The organism is uncultured Roseobacter sp. (assembly GCF_947496515.1).
Classification (GTDB): domain Bacteria; phylum Pseudomonadota; class Alphaproteobacteria; order Rhodobacterales; family Rhodobacteraceae; genus Roseobacter.
Genome location: NZ_CANMDB010000001.1, coordinates 21,367 through 36,052 on the forward strand (window position 1 = coordinate 21,367; position 14,686 = coordinate 36,052).

A 14,686-nucleotide genomic window follows, 5' to 3' on the forward strand; every position below is an offset into this window, starting at 1 on the left:
TGCTGTCGTGCCATCAGGCGTGGTTCCAGCCGCAGCGCGCAAAAAAGGGGTCAGCCACGAATGTCACAGCATGTCCCCAAGCTGAGACGAAAAAGTAACTGAAGGCCCGCTTATTTTCGACCGGGACAAAAAGCGCATCGTCCGCTCATATCTGTGATATGGGGTAGACAGGTGGGACGGCGGGCAGACGCAGCCATGAAATACTTTGACCACACCAACAGCGAAGTTGCCGCGATCAGGGATGCAGATGAGCGACGGCTGGTTGCAGCACTCCGCGCGTCGCAGATCGGTGTGTTCGAGTTCGAGCCGGAAACCAATACCGCCTTTTGGGATGACCGGGTCCGTGAACTATGGGGAATACAGAGCACCGACCCGATAACCTATGAAGCTATCGTGGCCCAGGTGCATGAGGATGACCGCGCCCTGCACGACGCCGAGACGGCCAAGGCACTGGATCCCGACGGGGACGGTCATATGGATATGATGTATCGCCTCTATCCCAAAGATGGGCGCCCGATGCGGTGGCTCAGAGCAAAAGCGGATTGTTTTTTCCAGAACGGAAAGGCGATTCGACTGGTGGGAACGGTCCAGGACATCACCGAAGAGCAGACCGCTAGGCTACACAACAAGATGCTGCTGAACGAGTTGCAGCACCGGGTGAAAAACACGCTGGCGACCGCCATCGCCGTTGTCAGCCTATCCAGACGTGGTGCGACGGATATCCAGAGCTACTTCGACGCGGTGGACGAACGGTTGCGCAACCTGAGCCTGTCCCATGATCTGTTGCGTCAATCGGACTGGTCTCCGGTTCAGTTCACGGAGCTTTTCTCAAATGCCGCGCAGAGCTTTCTGGGTCCTCGCTGGGCGACAGACCGCATCCGACTTGATGCGGATGCCTTTGAAATCCCCGCGTGGCACGTGATGACGGTGAGCATGGCGCTCCATGAGCTGATGACCAATGCGGCCAAATACGGTGCCCTGTCCACCGGATCCGGCAGGATCGAGGCGGGTATTCGCAACAAGGACCGCAGCCCTGCGTTCTACTGGCGTGAAACGGGGGGGCCAAAACCGCCGCCTCGCCCGCCGAAAGCCGAAGGATTTGGCCGAGTTCTGCTCAACGATATCCTGCCCGGCGAGTTGGCGGGCACCTCAGAGCTCGTTTTTTCGGAGGGCGGCTTGTACTACGAAGTTACAATGCGTCCGTTCAAGGAAGCAAAGACATGACACTTGCAAAACGCGTATTGGTTGTCGAAGACCAGATGATGATTGCCTTTGCTCTCAAGGACATGCTGACATCGATGGGCCTGGAATGCGTCGGCCCCTTCCGCAGCGCCGCCGATGCGCTCAACGTGCTGGATCACGGTGCATGTGACTTCGCCCTGCTGGACATCAACCTCGGTGACACCGATACAAGCGAGCCCGTGGCGCAGGCGCTTGTGGAGTTGGACATCCCCTTCGTTTTCGTCACCGGTTACGGAAGCGCCGCGCCCATAGACGAAAAATTCAACCATGTGGACAGGTATCTAAAGCCGATCCGGGCGCAGGACATTCGTGCGGCAATTCAGGTAACGTGAGCACCGCATCCGGTGAGGATCGCGCGGGTTCTGGCCTTTGGGCTTGCCTGTAAACGCGGGCTAAATGGGGGCTGCGCGCTACAATCTGAGCAATGCTTAGCCGTCCAGCCGGTTCAACAGCGCGTCCATGGCCAGCGTGTAGCCGTGCGCGCCAAAGCCGCAGATCACCCCGACCGCCACCTTGGCAATGTAGGAACGATGGCGAAACGCCTCGCGGGCGTGGACGTTGCTGAGGTGAAGCTCGATCGTCGGGATGTTGACGGACGCAATCGCATCCATCAGCGCCACGGACGTGTGGGTGTAGGCGCCTGCGTTCAGGATCAGCCCTTGATGGACGCCGCGGGCCGCGTGAATGGTGTCGATCAGCGCGCCTTCGTGATTGGATTGGGCGAACACCACCGCGCAGCCGCGGGTTTGCGCATGATCCGTGCAGAGCGTTTCGATATCGGCCAGGGTCGTGTGACCGTAGACCTCGGGCTGGCGGGTGCCCAGCAGGTTCAGATTGGGCCCGTTCAGGATCAAGAGAGAGGTCATGGCGATATCCTGCGTTGATGGTTGCCGTGATGTAGCGCACTCCGCCCGAAATCTGAACCGCCTTTCGCGCCGCGGCATCACGGTCGGGAAACGGGGCTGACGCATCGGACCTTCAATCTGAAACATACTGCTTCGCTCAGAGCACCCGTGCAACAGGCGCCGTTCCGCCAACGTCAGACCGGAGGTTTGGCTCTGGCAAAACGGGCTGCGCGATTGCGCCACCCCTTGGGCCGGCGCTTCAGTATGAACGTTGGGCGTCTCAGATCGAAGATCCGATGCGTCAGCGGCTCGGGTCGGCGAGACCGGTGCCGCGGTGGATGCCAGGGCTACAGAGGGCGGATCTTCAGCCCGGTGATCCGATTGCCGTCGCGGGTGACCACTTCGAACCGGAAACCGTGAAAGGAAAAGACCTGACCCGGTGTGGGGATCATCTGTGCTTCGTGAATGACCAGACCCGCGACCGTGTTGGCCTCTTCATCGGGCAGGTTCCAGTCGGTCGCGCGGTTCAGATCGCGGATGGTCATGCCGCCGTCCACCACGAACTGGCCATCCTTGTCGCGGGTTACACCGCTGTCATTGCCACCATCGAATTCATCGGTGATCTCGCCGACGATTTCCTCCAGAATATCCTCCAGCGTGATCAACCCCTGCAGCGAGCCATATTCATCCACCACCAGGGCAAAATGCGTGTGCCGCCGCAGGAACTGGCGCATCTGCTCGTCCAGCGTGGAGGTTTCGGGCACGAAATAGGGCTGCATCGCCACATCCGTGATCTTGAAATCGCGCAGCTTGCTGGCGTCGCCGTCGGGGCCGCCGATGATCTTGTACATGGCGCGCAACAGGTCCTTGGCGTGGATCACGCCGATGATGTTTTCGGGATCGTCCAGATAGAGCGGCAGGCGCGTATGGGGCGATGTGAGGCATTGCTCTAGAATGGCCTCGGGCGCGTCTTCGGCGTTGATCATCTCGATGCCGGAGCGGTGCAGCATGATCTCCTCCACCACCCTCTCGCCCAGATCGAGCGCGCCGAGGATACGGTCCCGGTCTTCCTTCTCCACAACGCCTTCGGAGTGGCCCAGATGCAGCGCGCCCGCGATCTCCTCGCGGACGGCGAGGATGTTGCTGTCGGGGTCAATCCGCACCCCGAAGATCCGCAGCACCCCGCGCACCAGCAGCCGCACCACGGCCACAATGGGCGAGAAGATCTTGACGATCAGCGAAATGGGACCGGAGACGAGCGAGGCGGCGGTCTCGGAGTTGGTGATGGCGTAGGTCTTGGGCAGCACCTCCGCAAAGATCAGCACCAGCAGCGTCATGACCAGCGTGGCCAGCGCCACGCCGCTTTCACCGAAGGCGCGCGTAAAGATGAGCGTGGCGAGAGAGGCCGCGAGGATGTTGACGAGGTTGTTGCCCAGCAGCACCGAGCCGATCAGCCGTTCATTATCCTCGGTAATCCGCAGCGCGCGTTGCGCCCCTTTGGAGCCCTTGTCGGCCTGCGCGCGCAGCTTGCCGCGCGAGGCGGCGGTCAACGCGGTTTCCGAGCCCGAAAAGAAGCCCGACAGCACCAGCAGAAACAAGATCACCGCGGAGGTGAGCCAGAAGGTGCCGTCAAGCGTTGCAGTCGCCGTGTCCATGTGGATTGTTACCCTTATGCTCAATGGCATATGTATGGGCGCAGGGCAGTCTGCATTCAAGGGAAGAGCGTGTGATGCTGCGGGATCTGGGAGTGATCAACGGGCCGGTGCTGCTGTTTGGCGGGCCGTATTCCAACGCGCAGGCCACGCGCGCGCTGCTGGCGGAGGCGGCGGCCCGCGGCTTGGGCGGTGCGCAGATGATCTGCACCGGCGATGTGGTGGCTTACGGCGCGGCGGTCCGCACCACGGTGGAGCTCATTCGCACCAGTGGTGCGGCGGTGGTCGCAGGCAACTGCGAGCAGCAGCTGGGTGCGGCCGCAGAGGAGTGCGGGTGCGGCTTCGAGCCGGGCAGCACCTGTGATTTGCTGAGCGCGGGCTGGTATGCTCACGCGCGGGATCAGGCAGATGCCGCCGCAAAAGCGTGGATGCTGGCCTGCCCGGACATGATCGTCTTTCGCCATCAGGGCGCGCGCTACGCGGTGATCCACGGTGGGGTGACGGATGTGGCCCGTTTTGTCTGGCCGAGCGATGCGGATGCGGTGTTCGAAGCGGAGTGGCAGGAGGTAGAGGCCGCAGCCGGGCCGGTGGACCATGTGATCGCCGGGCATTGCGGGCTGGCTTTTATCCGCGAGACACCACAGGGGCGTTGGATCAACCCCGGGGTGATCGGCATGCCGCCCAACGACGGGCGGCAGCAGACGCGCTATGGTATCCTCGATGGCGGAGAGGTGACGATCCACCGGCTGCGCTATGACGCGGATGGCGCCGCTGCAGAGATGCGCCGCGCGGCGCTGACACAAGGATATGACGGGGCTTTGCTGAGCGGCTACTGGCCGTCGGAGGATATCTTGCCCGAGGACTTGCGCGGTCCGTCCTTGGCCAGCGGGTGATGGGTCAGGACCAGTTCCTGTAGCCGTGCCTCCAGCACATGGGTGTAAATCTCGGTGGTCGCCACGTCCGCGTGGCCCAGCAGCGTCTGGATGGAGCGCAGGTCCGCGCCGTTGGCCAGCAGGTGGGTGGCAAAGGCGTGGCGTAGCGTATGGGGCGTGACCTTGGCGGGGGAAACGCCCGCGGTCACCGCCATCTCCTTGATCAGCAGATAGAACCGGTGGCGCGTCAGATGCCCCGCCGCGCTGCGCGACACGAACAGATAGCGTGAAGGCGTCTTGCCTGCCGCTCGCCGTTCCGCCTCCATCCGGTCACGTATGGCAAGCCAGCGGGCCAGCGCCTCCCGCGCGGGCGGGGAGAGCGGTACCATGCGTTCCTTGCCGCCCTTGCCCTGAATGAGCAGCATCCGCGGATCGCCCCGCGCGGCACTGGCGGGCAGGGTGACAAGCTCGCTGACGCGCATACCGGTGGCGTAGAGCAGCTCCATGAGGCAGCTGTTGCGCGCTCGGTCGCGGTCTGACCGACCGGTGGTGCGCGCGGCCTCCAGCAGCCGGTCCACCTCGGTCTCCGACAGGGTCTGGGGCAGGCGCTTGTCGCGCCCGGGGCCACTGATCTGGATGGCGGGGTTGTCACTGCGCCAGCCTTCCTCAAAGGCAAAGCGGTAAAGCTGCTTGATCGCCGAAAGACGCCGGGCCCGGGTGGCGCGCGCGAGGCCCTGGGTGTCGCAGTGGATCAGGTAAGCTTCGACAGTGTCCTGTTGTGCCGTGTCGAACCCGTGGCCCGCGCCCGCAAGCCAGCCTTGGAAATCCTGCAGATCGCGCCCGTAGGCCAACAGCGTGTTGCGCGCAGCGCCAAGCTCCGCCGCCTGTGCCTCCAGAAAGGCGGAAATCCAGTGCGCGGCACTCATCCGAACCGCTCCAGCAGAAGGATCTGCAGCGCAGCCTGGCGAGCGGAATCCTCCAGTCCGAGCGCGCGCAGGGCGCTGAGCGCGCGGGTCAGGGATGGCAGATCACCGCTGGCGCCGGTTTCCAGCGTGACGAGCGCGCGCAGGATCGCGGACCCTTGAGCAGAGGCCGGGACCGGTGCTGACGTGTCGCTCCGGAAGGCCTCAAGGATCGCGGCCTCCAGGCTGTCGCGTGCGCGCAGATCCCCCGGCTGGCCCGCGGCGAGCGCGCGGGTCAGCGGGTCCGGTGCTCGGGCGGCTGCCTGCGCATAGCCGGGGGACAGAAGCGCGATGCGTGCGGCCAGATCGGACGTGCGCCCCGTGAGCGGGACAGCGTGCAGCCGGTCGGCAAAAAGCGTAGCAAAGACGATTTCCAGACTTGCGTCCTGCATCGCGGCCCAGGCAGCGGGCAGCGTTTTTGCCACGGCCTCCGCCGATCCGGCGCTGAGGGCTGTGTCGATCTGCTGGATGGCGCGGACGCGGTCCCAGACGCCACCGGAGGCCGCAGGCTGCCGCTCCGAAAAAAGACCCAGCAATCGGTTAGCGGGCAACGCGCCGGTTTGCGCCAGCCGCTCCGCCGCCTCGATCTGCGACTTCCAACCGGCCAGATCGCGCAAATCCGCCACCGCAAAGGCGCGCGGCAGGCTGCGGGTCGGTTGCGGCTCGCCGATGGCCTCCAGCAACCGGAAGATCAGTGGCGTCATCGCGCGGGGCGGGCGCAGGGGGCGCGCGCCTTCGAATAGCTCGGGGTGTAAAAAGCGGTCCAGTACCGCGATCTCCACCGGATCCATCACCCCAATGTTGCGCCCGCTTTCAAAGAGCACGGCGGCAAGGGACCAGTCCCCGAGCCGCGCCGCGCAAAAGATCCGCTCGGGCAGGCCCGGCGACAGATGCGGCGCGTTGTCCAGAATATCGCAGGCGATCCGTTCCTGACCCGTCAGCAGGGCAAGATCCATGAAGACCTCGAAATCTGCCGGATCGCGGCGGACCCCGGCCTGCTCCATCAAGGCCAGCGCGGGATCGAGCGCCCCGAACCGCCGCAGCGCGGCGACGCGCGCCCGGGTGAGCGCGCCTGCATCCCGCGGCGGCGGCAGTGCTTCGGTCAGCAGCAGCGTAAAGAGCAGCGCCTGTGCTGCGGGCAGGCGAAGCTCCGGCAGATCGCCAAGTGCGGCGCTCAACTCCGCCGCATTGCCGTGCAGCCACAACTCGGCGGGTAGGCCCGTGACGCGGGCGGGCACGAGGCCGATGCTGCGCGTGGCCTCCGCGCTCAGCGGTTTGACATCGACCGCGGGGCGGCTGCCGGAGCCTGCCACCGGCGGCTCCTCCGCGGGCAACGCGACGGAGGTTGCGCCGGGCTGATCGGGGTTCTGACTGAGCCAGTCAATGACCGACAGCGGCGCCTCCTGCGCGCCGGCGCCGGGCACGATCAGGGCCACTGCAGCCACTGCGGCGAGGTATGGGCGACGCCTAACTGGCATCCAGCGTGACGGGGAGGCGTATCTCTTCTTGCGGGGCGGAGAAATCAGCGCCGAAAAACGGGCCCACATAGGCGTAGCCCACAAGACCGATGCCCCCCACAATGAGGAGAAAGAACAATAGCTTGAGTATCCGCATCATGTCTGTACTGCCTTGAATGCCTGCCTGTTTTTACCGAACTTATATATGGCCTTTTGAGCAATATCACGTCATTCAGAGAATTATGAGCGATTTTCAGCATCCTGGCGCAGACGCGCCTCAGTCGGCCGCACTGGCGCTGAAAAAGACCGTTGTGATGGTGGGGATGATGGGCGCGGGCAAGACTGCCGTGGGCCGGGCGCTGGCGCAGTTTCTGGGCGTGCCGTTCCTCGATTCGGATCAGGAAATCGAGACCGCCGCCAACATGAGTGTGCCCGAGATTTTCGCCCGCGATGGCGAGGCTTTTTTCCGCGCGCGCGAGACGGAGGTGATCTCGCGGCTGCTGGGGGGTGCGGCTTGTGTGCTCTCGACCGGTGGTGGCGCGTTCCTTTCGCCTGAAAACCGCGCCAATATCTCTGCGCGCGGGGTATCGGTGTGGCTGGATGCGGATCTGGATCTGCTGTGGAGCCGGGTGCGCCACCGCGACACGCGGCCCTTGCTGCGCACCGTGGATCCGCGGGCGACGCTGGGTGCCATCTATGAGGCGCGGGTGCCGGAATACGGAAAGGCGGATCTGCGCGTGCCCTGTGCGCCGCCCGTGTCGATCGAGCGGATGGCGCGCCGGGTGGCAGACGTGCTGGCGACGCGCGCCGACGTGTTGGGCGCGCCCCATGCGTGAGACGGTCACGGTCGATCTGCCGGGGCGGGCCTATGAGGTGCGGATCGGCCCGGGATTGATCAGGCATGCAGGCGCCGAGATTGCGCCGCTGTTGAAGCGCCCACGCGTCGCCATCATCACTGATGAGACCGTGGCGGCGCTGCATCTTGGTACCTTGCGGGACGGGTTGGCTGCGGCCGGGGTCGCCTCGGATGCACTGAGCCTGCCACCCGGCGAGGCCACGAAATCATGGGGTCCGCTGGAGCAATGCGTGGATTGGCTGCTCGAAGCGCAGGTGGAGCGCGGCGATGTGGTTGTGGCTTTTGGTGGCGGCGTCATCGGCGATCTGGTGGGCTTTGCCGCCGCGATCCTGCGGCGCGGCGTGCGCTTTGTGCAGATCCCCACGTCGCTGCTGGCGCAGGTGGACAGCTCGGTCGGTGGCAAGACCGGGATCAACGCGGCGCAGGGCAAGAACCTGATCGGCGCATTTCATCAACCCAGCCTCGTGCTGGCCGATACGGAGGTGCTGGGCACGCTTACCCCGCGTGATTTTCTGGCGGGCTATGGCGAGGTGGTGAAATACGGGCTGCTGGGGGACGCGGAGTTCTTCGGGTGGCTGGAGCGGCAGGGGCCCGCGCTGGCCGCGGGCGACCAGGCCGCGCGCATCGAGGCGGTGCACCGGTCCGTGCAGATGAAAGCCGATATCGTCACCCGCGACGAGACCGAACAAGGCGACCGCGCGCTCCTGAACCTCGGGCACACCTTTGGCCATGCGCTGGAGGCTGCGACGGGCTATTCCGACCGCCTGCTGCATGGCGAGGGTGTGGCCGTTGGCTGCGCGCTGGCCTTCGAGCTATCGGCGCGGATGGGACTGTGCAGCCAGGAAGACCCCAGCCGCGTGCGCGCGCATCTCAAGGATATGGGGATGAAGACCGATCTGACCGACATCCCAGGCGATCTGCCGGGGCCTGACGCGCTGATGGATCTGATGGCGCAGGACAAGAAGGTCGTGCAAGGGCAACTGCGGTTCATTCTCGCGCGCGGCATCGGGGAGGCGTTCATCACCTCTGACGTGCCGCGAGACATGGTCCGCCGCGTGCTTGCGGACGGGCTTGAGGTCTAGCAGATGCAGCGCATTCTGGTGAGCGCCTGTCTGCTGGGACAGCCCGTTCGCTACGATGGCAGCGCAAAGACAGTGACCGACGCACTGCTGGAGCGCTGGCGGCAGGAGGGTCGGCTGGTGCCGCTCTGCCCCGAAGTCGGCGCAGGGTTTCCGACACCGCGACCACCCGCCGAGATTGAAACAGCGGGCGGTGGGGCGGCGGTTTTGGCCGGGGAGGCGCGCATTCTCGAGAATACTGGCAGAGATGTAACCGGAACTTTTGTGCGAGGGGCCGAGCTGGCCGTGCGCCATGCAAGGCAGGCGGGCTGCGCCTTCGCACTTCTCACCGATGGCAGCCCATCCTGTGGCAGTACCTTCATCTACAGCGGTGCGCTCGATGGCGTCCGTCGCGCGGGGCAGGGGGTCGTGACCGCCGCGCTGGAAGCGGCGGGCATCCGCGTGTTCGCGCCCGCGCAGATCGCCGATCTGGCGGAAGCGCTGGCCTGACACACCGCAGGGCCAGCCACAAGGCGAAGAGGCCGGATCGTTACCCCGAGGGTTCAGCGGGTTAAGGCGGCGCCGGAAAGGCCTTCGAAGGCCTTTCGCCAGCGGCGACCGCCTCGCCTGTCAGAAACCTTCACCGAGCGCAACCGCTCGGGCACGTCACGACATCAGGATTGCCGCAAAGCAGATCCGGATCAGAACGGGATCTCATCATCCAGATCGCGCGACGGGGCCGGGCTGCCACCCCCGCTACCGCCACCGCCGTAGCTGTCCCCGCCACCGCGGTCGTCATAGCCCATCTGGCCGCCCCCGCCGCCGCCGTAGCCGCCACCCCCGCCGCCGCCACTGTCACGCCCGTCGAGCATGGTCAGCTCCGACCGGTAGGGGCGCAGCACGACCTCGGTCGAATAGCGATCCTGACCGGACTGGTCCTGCCACTTGCGCGTCTCCAGCTGGCCTTCGATGTAGACCTTGGAGCCCTTGCGCAGGTATTGCTCGGCCACCCGGGCCAATGGTTCGGAAAAGATCGCAACGGAATGCCACTCGGTCCGCTCCTTGCGCTCGCCGGTGGTGCGGTCCTTCCAGGTCTCGGAGGTGGCGATGCGCAGGTTGCACACCTTGCCGCCGTTCTGAAAGCTGCGCACTTCGGGGTCGCGCCCGAGATTGCCGATGATGATTACCTTGTTCACTGAGCCGGCCATCGCGTCCCTCTTCGATCATGTGGTGGCAGGCGGGCTCTGTACCCGAATCCCGCCGTTGGATTTTGCCGAGCCTACCGCGTGCGCGTGCGGGTTTCCACGGGCTTGAGGCTGTTATCCCGGCACGCGTCCCGAATTCAGGACCCCGCGGCGGACGCCTGGCCGAGAACGGACGCTCGGGGCTTACGCGCCACTGGTTTTCAACCGTCGTGTGCGCGGCTCAGGGCCCGCGCCGGTCCGCGTCAGATCCGCCGGAACACGGTCCGTCCGTCTTGAACCAGAGACGCCCTGTCAGACCGAAATCTGACACGCTGTGCGCCAGAGGGTCGAGGCGCTCAACCCCCAGCCGCCCCCGTTTTCAAAACCCAGGGTTGAAGCTGCTGCGGGCGCGATGCTTAGGGCTGGATCGGTCCGCGATTAGCGGGTATGCGGAGGGTATGAGGATGTGGCGGCAAATCAGATCAAAGCTGTCTGGCGGGGTGACGCTCTGCCTGATGCTGGGCATCGGTGGTGCCGTGGCAGAGGCGCAGACCCTGTCGAGCAAGAGCCGCAACAAGCTCTTTTCCGCGCAGACCAAGATCCTCGATAGCCGGGCGGCAAGTCAATACAACAACTCTGTTCGGCTGCAGCCGCCGAAGGTTCAGGTGCCCACAAAGTGGGGCATACCGGCCTACGAAGGCGCTTACAGCGGGCCATTTCTGGAGATGGCACGGGCCGCGGCCCGGCGTCACGGCGTGCCTGAGAACCTCTTTGTGCGGCTGGTACAACAGGAATCCAACTGGAACCCCAAGGCAAAGTCACACAAGGGCGCTTTGGGCCTTGCGCAGCTGATGCCGCAAACCGCCCGCGGGCTGAGGGTCGATCCGCTCGATCCTGAACAGAACCTCGACGGCGGGGCCCGCTACCTGATGGCGCAGTACCGTACCTTTGGCAGCTGGAAGCTGGCGCTCGCGGCCTATAACGCAGGGCCCGGTGCCGTGAAGAAACACGGCGGCATTCCACCCTTTCGCGAAACCCGCAACTACGTGAAGATCATCAGCGGCAGCTGATCCGGCCGGTGTCGGGTCGCTGTGGCGCTCGTGAAAGCGTTGGTCCAACCACCTGACAGATGACGTGAGACAGGCTGATCCGCCCGGGATCATTCCGCCGCCATGTCAACTTCGATCACCGGCGTCATCCTCGCCAGTTTGTCTTCGTCCAGATGACATTTGATCTGGTGAGCACCGGGCAGGCTGCGCAGCGGTGGCACCTCCCGTTCGCAGAGATCCCCAGGGACCTCCGTTTTCCAGCGACAGCGTGTGTGAAACGGGCAGCCGGACGGCGGGTTCATGGCCGAGGGCACATCCCCCTCCAGCACGATGTGTTTCTTGCGCACTTTCGTATCGGCGATGGGCACCGCCGACAGCAGTGCCTCGGTATAGGGGTGGTAAGGCGGGGCAAAGACCTGATCGGTCGTGCCCAGCTCCACCACATGGCCCAGATACATGACCAGCACCCGGTCGCTCAGATAGCGCACGATGGACAGATCGTGGCTGATGAAAATGAGCGTGGTCTTATGGGCGCGCTGGATCTCCATCAACAGATCGGTGACCGCCGCCTGCACCGACACATCCAGCGCAGAGACAGGCTCATCCGCGACCACGACCCGCGCATCGCCCGCAAAGGCACGCGCGATGCCCACGCGCTGCTTCTGCCCGCCGGACAGCTGCCGCGGCATCCGGTCCGCAAAACTGCGCGGCAGCTTGACCAGATCCAAAAGCGCCAGCATCCGCGCGCGCCGGTCGGCACCGGTGGCGCCAACACCGAAGACCTCCAGCGCCCGGATAATCTGCCGCCCCACGGTCATGGCGGGGTTGAGCGTATCGAACGGGTTCTGGAACACCATCTGGACATCCGCCACCGTGCCTGCATCGCGCGCCTCTATGGGCACATCCTGCAGCGCGCGGTTGCCCAACAGGATCTCGCCGTCGGTGGCGGTCTCCAGTCCCATCAACAGCTTGGCAAAGGTGGATTTGCCACACCCGGATTCGCCCACGATGGCCAGCGTCTCGCTCTCGCGCGCCTCGAAGCTGAGGCTCTCATTGGCCTTGACCAACCGCCTCTTGCCGCCGCCGAAGAGCGCACCACTCACCACCTCGTAGTACTTCTTCAAGCTGTCGATCTTGAGGATCACATCGCCCACGGCGCTCTGTTGCTTGACGCCAGAGACTTGGGGCGGCGCGGCCCAGTCGATCTCCTGCCACCTCACGCAGCGCGTCTCGTGCCGGATCGCAGGATCAACCGACACGATGGGGATCGTCTCGCGATCACAGACCCCGCGCACAAAATAGTCACAACGCGGCCCGAAATTGCATCCCTCGGGCCGTTCGTGGGGCAGGGGGAAATTGCCCGGGATCGCGACCAGAGGCCGCGCCGTCTTGTCCGCCCCGGGCAGCGGGATCGACCGAAAGAGCGCTTGCGTATAGGGGTGCCGCATCCGGTCAAAGACCTCCGCTGTCGGGCCCCGCTCGACCGCCTCGCCAGAGTACATCACACAGATGCGGTCACAGGTCTCCAGCACCAGCCCGAGATTATGACTGATGAACAGCATCGAGGTGCCGTATTTCTTGCCAAGATCCTTCACCAGGTCGAGCACCGCCGCCTCTACCGTCACGTCGAGCGCGGTTGTCGGCTCATCCAGGATCAGCAGCGCAGGCTCCGACATCAGCGCCATGGCGATGACGATGCGCTGTTGCTGCCCGCCGGACAGCTGATGCGGATAGGCCTCCAGAATGCGCGCGGGGTCCGGCAGCTTCACATCCCGCACCATCTGAAGTGCCCGTTCACGCGCCGCCGCCTCACCCATCCCCTGATGGATCATCGGCACCTCCATCAGCTGTCGGCCCACCCGCATCGCGGGGTTCAGCGAGGCCATGGGCTCCTGATAGATCATCGCAATCTCGGCCCCGCGAATGGCGCGCAACTCCGCGGCATCCATGGCGCCGAGATCTCTGCCCTTGAAGCGGATCGACCCGCCGACAACCCGCCCGTTCTGCCCCAGATCCTGCATCACACCAAGCGCCACGGTGGACTTGCCACAGCCCGATTCCCCCACCAGCCCCACGGCCTCACCCGGCCTGACCTTGACGGAGAAATCCATCACCGCCGGGATCTCCCGGGCCCGCGTGAAAAAGGAAATGGACAGGGTGTCAATCTCCAGGATCGGCGCCTGATCTGTCTGCGGTTTCATCCTCATCTCCCTGACTGGCTCTTTCATCTTGCCAGATAAACTCCGGGGGGCCGCGCTTTGCGCGGTGGGGGCTGGCCCCCATATTTCTTTTTAATCCCGCAAACTCTCCTCGCGCAGACCATCGGCCAGCAGATTGAGCCCCAGCACCAGCGTCAGCAGCGCCACCGCCGGCACCACCGCCGGATGCACATAGGCGCGTAACAGCTGACGACCTGAGTTGATGGTGGTCCCCCAGTCCGGGCTCTCCGATGCGAGCCCCAGACCAAAGAACCCAAGGGTCCCCAGCAAGATCGTGGTATAGCCGATCCGCAAGCAGAAATCGACGATCAGCGGCCCGCGCGCGTTGGGCAGGATCTCCCAGAGCATGATGTACCACGGTCCCTCGCCACGGGTCTGGGCCGCTGCCACATAGTCGCGCGTCTTGATATCCATCGCCAGCCCGCGCACGATCCGAAAGACCGTCGGCGCATTGACAAAAACCACCGAGACAAAGACCACCAGGATCCCGGGATCAATGTCGAAAAGATCGATCGCGGCCGGCAATCCCGGGATCCGGTACTCAGGCGTCGCCACCACCGCACCGCCGGTAGAGACCAGCGACAGATAGAGCCAGCCAAGACCCAGGATCACCACCGCCAGCAAGGGCGTACGCACCGCCTTTCGGGTCCAGTAACGCGCGTTCAGCAACACCACCACAAAGACCAGCGGAAAGGCAAAGAGCACCAGTGCCATGTAATTCGGGATGCCAGTCTGCACGATCTCGGGGGTGACCAGCAGGTAGAACAGCAAGATCACCGGAAAGGCGAGGATCAGATTGGCCAGAAAAGACAGCCCGGTATCCAGCGCCCCGCCGAAATATCCCGCAGGCAGCCCCAGCGTGATCCCCACCATGAAGGCAAAGAGCGTGGCCAGGGGCGCGATCTGCACCACGATCCAGGCGCCCTTGATGACCCGGCTGAACACATCCCGCGCCAGGTTGTCACCGCCCAGCAAAAAGTAGGGGTAGTCGCCCTCGGCGGGGCTGCGCAGCGCCGTGCCGGGCGGCTCGTTCTTCATGCCGGACACCTGGCTGAGCGGATCATGTGTCACGATCAGATCGAATGGACCGCCCAGAACCCCCGCCAGCACCCAGAACATGACCAACCCAAAGCCGATCATGCCGATGGTACTGTCGAACAGCTTGCCGTAAAGCCCCAGCCGACCCTTGAAGGTGACCGATAGCGCAAAGATCGCCACCAGCGCGATCCACACCGGTGTCAGCTGCACCATGACCGCCACAAAAATCTCGCCCCAGCTCAGCGGTTCCAT

The 14,686-nt window shown here is 64.6% G+C and carries 15 protein-coding genes; 7 read left to right on the forward strand and 8 right to left on the reverse strand.

What is annotated here, in order from left to right:
• Positions 1–195 precede the first annotated feature (195 nt).
• Together Q1A53_RS00140 and Q1A53_RS00145 are read left to right on the forward strand one after the other, a co-directional pair.
• A complete protein-coding gene (locus Q1A53_RS00140) occupies positions 196–1,224 on the forward strand; it encodes an HWE histidine kinase domain-containing protein (protein WP_299961774.1) in 1,029 nt (342 codons plus the stop codon).
• Positions 1,221–1,574, forward strand: coding sequence for a response regulator (locus tag Q1A53_RS00145; protein WP_299961776.1), 354 nt, complete (start codon positions 1,221–1,223; stop codon positions 1,572–1,574). Before Q1A53_RS00140 ends, Q1A53_RS00145 begins: the two co-directional genes overlap by 4 nt.
• Before the next feature lie 96 nt (positions 1,575–1,670).
• Here Q1A53_RS00145 and aroQ read toward each other — a convergent pair whose 3' ends face one another.
• Both aroQ and Q1A53_RS00155 read right to left on the reverse strand, forming a co-directional pair.
• Positions 1,671–2,108, reverse strand: coding sequence for a type II 3-dehydroquinate dehydratase (gene aroQ / locus Q1A53_RS00150; protein ID WP_299961779.1), 438 nt, complete (start codon positions 2,106–2,108; stop codon positions 1,671–1,673).
• Positions 2,109–2,434: 326 nt separating this feature from the next.
• A complete protein-coding gene (locus Q1A53_RS00155; protein WP_299961781.1) occupies positions 2,435–3,742 on the reverse strand; it encodes an HlyC/CorC family transporter in 1,308 nt (435 codons plus the stop codon).
• Between the two features lie 23 nt (positions 3,743–3,765).
• Here Q1A53_RS00155 and Q1A53_RS00160 point away from each other — a divergent pair, with 23 nt between their 5' ends.
• The gene (locus Q1A53_RS00160; RefSeq protein ID WP_366872195.1) at positions 3,766–4,632 is read left to right on the forward strand and encodes a metallophosphoesterase family protein; all 867 of its coding nucleotides are present in this window, start codon (positions 3,766–3,768) and stop codon (positions 4,630–4,632) included.
• Here Q1A53_RS00160 and Q1A53_RS00165 read toward each other — a convergent pair.
• From Q1A53_RS00165 to Q1A53_RS00175, 3 genes are read right to left on the reverse strand one after another with little or no spacing between them, the layout of a single operon-like run.
• Positions 4,569–5,537, reverse strand: a complete 969-nt coding sequence (locus Q1A53_RS00165; protein ID WP_299961783.1) for a site-specific tyrosine recombinase XerD — start codon at positions 5,535–5,537, stop codon at positions 4,569–4,571. The two genes, Q1A53_RS00160 and Q1A53_RS00165, sit on opposite strands and share 64 nt — an antisense overlap.
• Complete coding sequence (locus Q1A53_RS00170; protein WP_299961785.1) at positions 5,534–7,018, reverse strand: hypothetical protein; 1,485 nt, start codon at positions 7,016–7,018, stop codon at positions 5,534–5,536. The genes Q1A53_RS00165 and Q1A53_RS00170 overlap by 4 nt, the downstream gene beginning before the upstream one ends.
• A gap of 22 nt (positions 7,019–7,040) precedes the next feature.
• Positions 7,041–7,190 carry a hypothetical protein gene (locus Q1A53_RS00175; RefSeq protein ID WP_299961787.1) on the reverse strand — a complete coding sequence of 50 codons (150 nt, stop codon included), beginning with the start codon at positions 7,188–7,190 and terminating at the stop codon, positions 7,041–7,043.
• Positions 7,191–7,272: 82 nt separating this feature from the next.
• On the opposite strand from Q1A53_RS00175, the gene Q1A53_RS00180 reads away from it, so the two are divergent.
• The 3 genes from Q1A53_RS00180 to Q1A53_RS00190 are packed head-to-tail and all read left to right on the forward strand — an operon-like array spanning position 7,273 to position 9,454.
• Complete coding sequence (locus tag Q1A53_RS00180; protein WP_299961788.1) at positions 7,273–7,866, forward strand: shikimate kinase; 594 nt, start codon at positions 7,273–7,275, stop codon at positions 7,864–7,866.
• A complete protein-coding gene (aroB, locus tag Q1A53_RS00185; protein WP_299961790.1) occupies positions 7,859–8,968 on the forward strand; it encodes a 3-dehydroquinate synthase in 1,110 nt (369 codons plus the stop codon). The genes Q1A53_RS00180 and aroB overlap by 8 nt, the downstream gene beginning before the upstream one ends.
• 3 nt (positions 8,969–8,971) lie before the next feature.
• Positions 8,972–9,454 carry a DUF523 domain-containing protein gene (locus Q1A53_RS00190; RefSeq protein WP_299961792.1) on the forward strand — a complete coding sequence of 161 codons (483 nt, stop codon included), beginning with the start codon at positions 8,972–8,974 and terminating at the stop codon, positions 9,452–9,454.
• Between the two features lie 191 nt (positions 9,455–9,645).
• On the opposite strand, the gene ssb is transcribed toward Q1A53_RS00190, so the two are convergent.
• Complete coding sequence (ssb, locus tag Q1A53_RS00195) at positions 9,646–10,152, reverse strand: single-stranded DNA-binding protein (RefSeq protein ID WP_299961794.1); 507 nt, start codon at positions 10,150–10,152, stop codon at positions 9,646–9,648.
• A 491-nt stretch (positions 10,153–10,643) separates the two neighbouring features.
• Here ssb and Q1A53_RS00200 point away from each other — a divergent pair, with 491 nt between their 5' ends.
• The gene (locus Q1A53_RS00200) at positions 10,644–11,198 is read left to right on the forward strand and encodes a lytic transglycosylase domain-containing protein (RefSeq protein ID WP_299963017.1); all 555 of its coding nucleotides are present in this window, start codon (positions 10,644–10,646) and stop codon (positions 11,196–11,198) included.
• Positions 11,199–11,287: 89 nt separating this feature from the next.
• On the opposite strand, the gene Q1A53_RS00205 is transcribed toward Q1A53_RS00200, so the two are convergent.
• A complete protein-coding gene (locus Q1A53_RS00205) occupies positions 11,288–13,378 on the reverse strand; it encodes an ABC transporter ATP-binding protein (RefSeq protein ID WP_299961796.1) in 2,091 nt (696 codons plus the stop codon).
• Between the two features lie 90 nt (positions 13,379–13,468).
• Entirely contained in the window at positions 13,469–14,686 is a 1,218-nt protein-coding gene (locus Q1A53_RS00210) for an ABC transporter permease (RefSeq protein WP_299961798.1), read from the reverse strand.

Bases quoted from the DNA above. Each gene is read 5' to 3' on its own strand.
- Q1A53_RS00180 (WP_299961788.1), top strand. From the start codon at position 7,273: ATGAGCGATTTTCAGCATCCTGGCGCAGACGCGCCTCAGTCGGCCGCA.
- Q1A53_RS00140 (WP_299961774.1), top strand. From the start codon at position 196: ATGAAATACTTTGACCACACCAACAGCGAAGTTGCCGCGATCAGGGAT.
- Q1A53_RS00190 (WP_299961792.1), top strand. From the start codon at position 8,972: ATGCAGCGCATTCTGGTGAGCGCCTGTCTGCTGGGACAGCCCGTTCGC.
- ssb (WP_299961794.1), bottom strand. From the start codon at position 10,152: ATGGCCGGCTCAGTGAACAAGGTAATCATCATCGGCAATCTCGGGCGC.
- Q1A53_RS00165 (WP_299961783.1), bottom strand. From the start codon at position 5,537: ATGAGTGCCGCGCACTGGATTTCCGCCTTTCTGGAGGCACAGGCGGCG.
- aroB (WP_299961790.1), top strand. From the start codon at position 7,859: ATGCGTGAGACGGTCACGGTCGATCTGCCGGGGCGGGCCTATGAGGTG.
- Q1A53_RS00210 (WP_299961798.1), bottom strand. From the start codon at position 14,686: ATGGAACCGCTGAGCTGGGGCGAGATTTTTGTGGCGGTCATGGTGCAG.
- aroQ (WP_299961779.1), bottom strand. From the start codon at position 2,108: ATGACCTCTCTCTTGATCCTGAACGGGCCCAATCTGAACCTGCTGGGC.
- Q1A53_RS00155 (WP_299961781.1), bottom strand. From the start codon at position 3,742: ATGGACACGGCGACTGCAACGCTTGACGGCACCTTCTGGCTCACCTCC.
- Q1A53_RS00205 (WP_299961796.1), bottom strand. From the start codon at position 13,378: ATGAAACCGCAGACAGATCAGGCGCCGATCCTGGAGATTGACACCCTG.
- Q1A53_RS00175 (WP_299961787.1), bottom strand. From the start codon at position 7,190: ATGATGCGGATACTCAAGCTATTGTTCTTTCTCCTCATTGTGGGGGGC.
- Q1A53_RS00200 (WP_299963017.1), top strand. From the start codon at position 10,644: ATGCTGGGCATCGGTGGTGCCGTGGCAGAGGCGCAGACCCTGTCGAGC.
- Q1A53_RS00145 (WP_299961776.1), top strand. From the start codon at position 1,221: ATGACACTTGCAAAACGCGTATTGGTTGTCGAAGACCAGATGATGATT.
- Q1A53_RS00160 (WP_366872195.1), top strand. From the start codon at position 3,766: ATGGCATATGTATGGGCGCAGGGCAGTCTGCATTCAAGGGAAGAGCGT.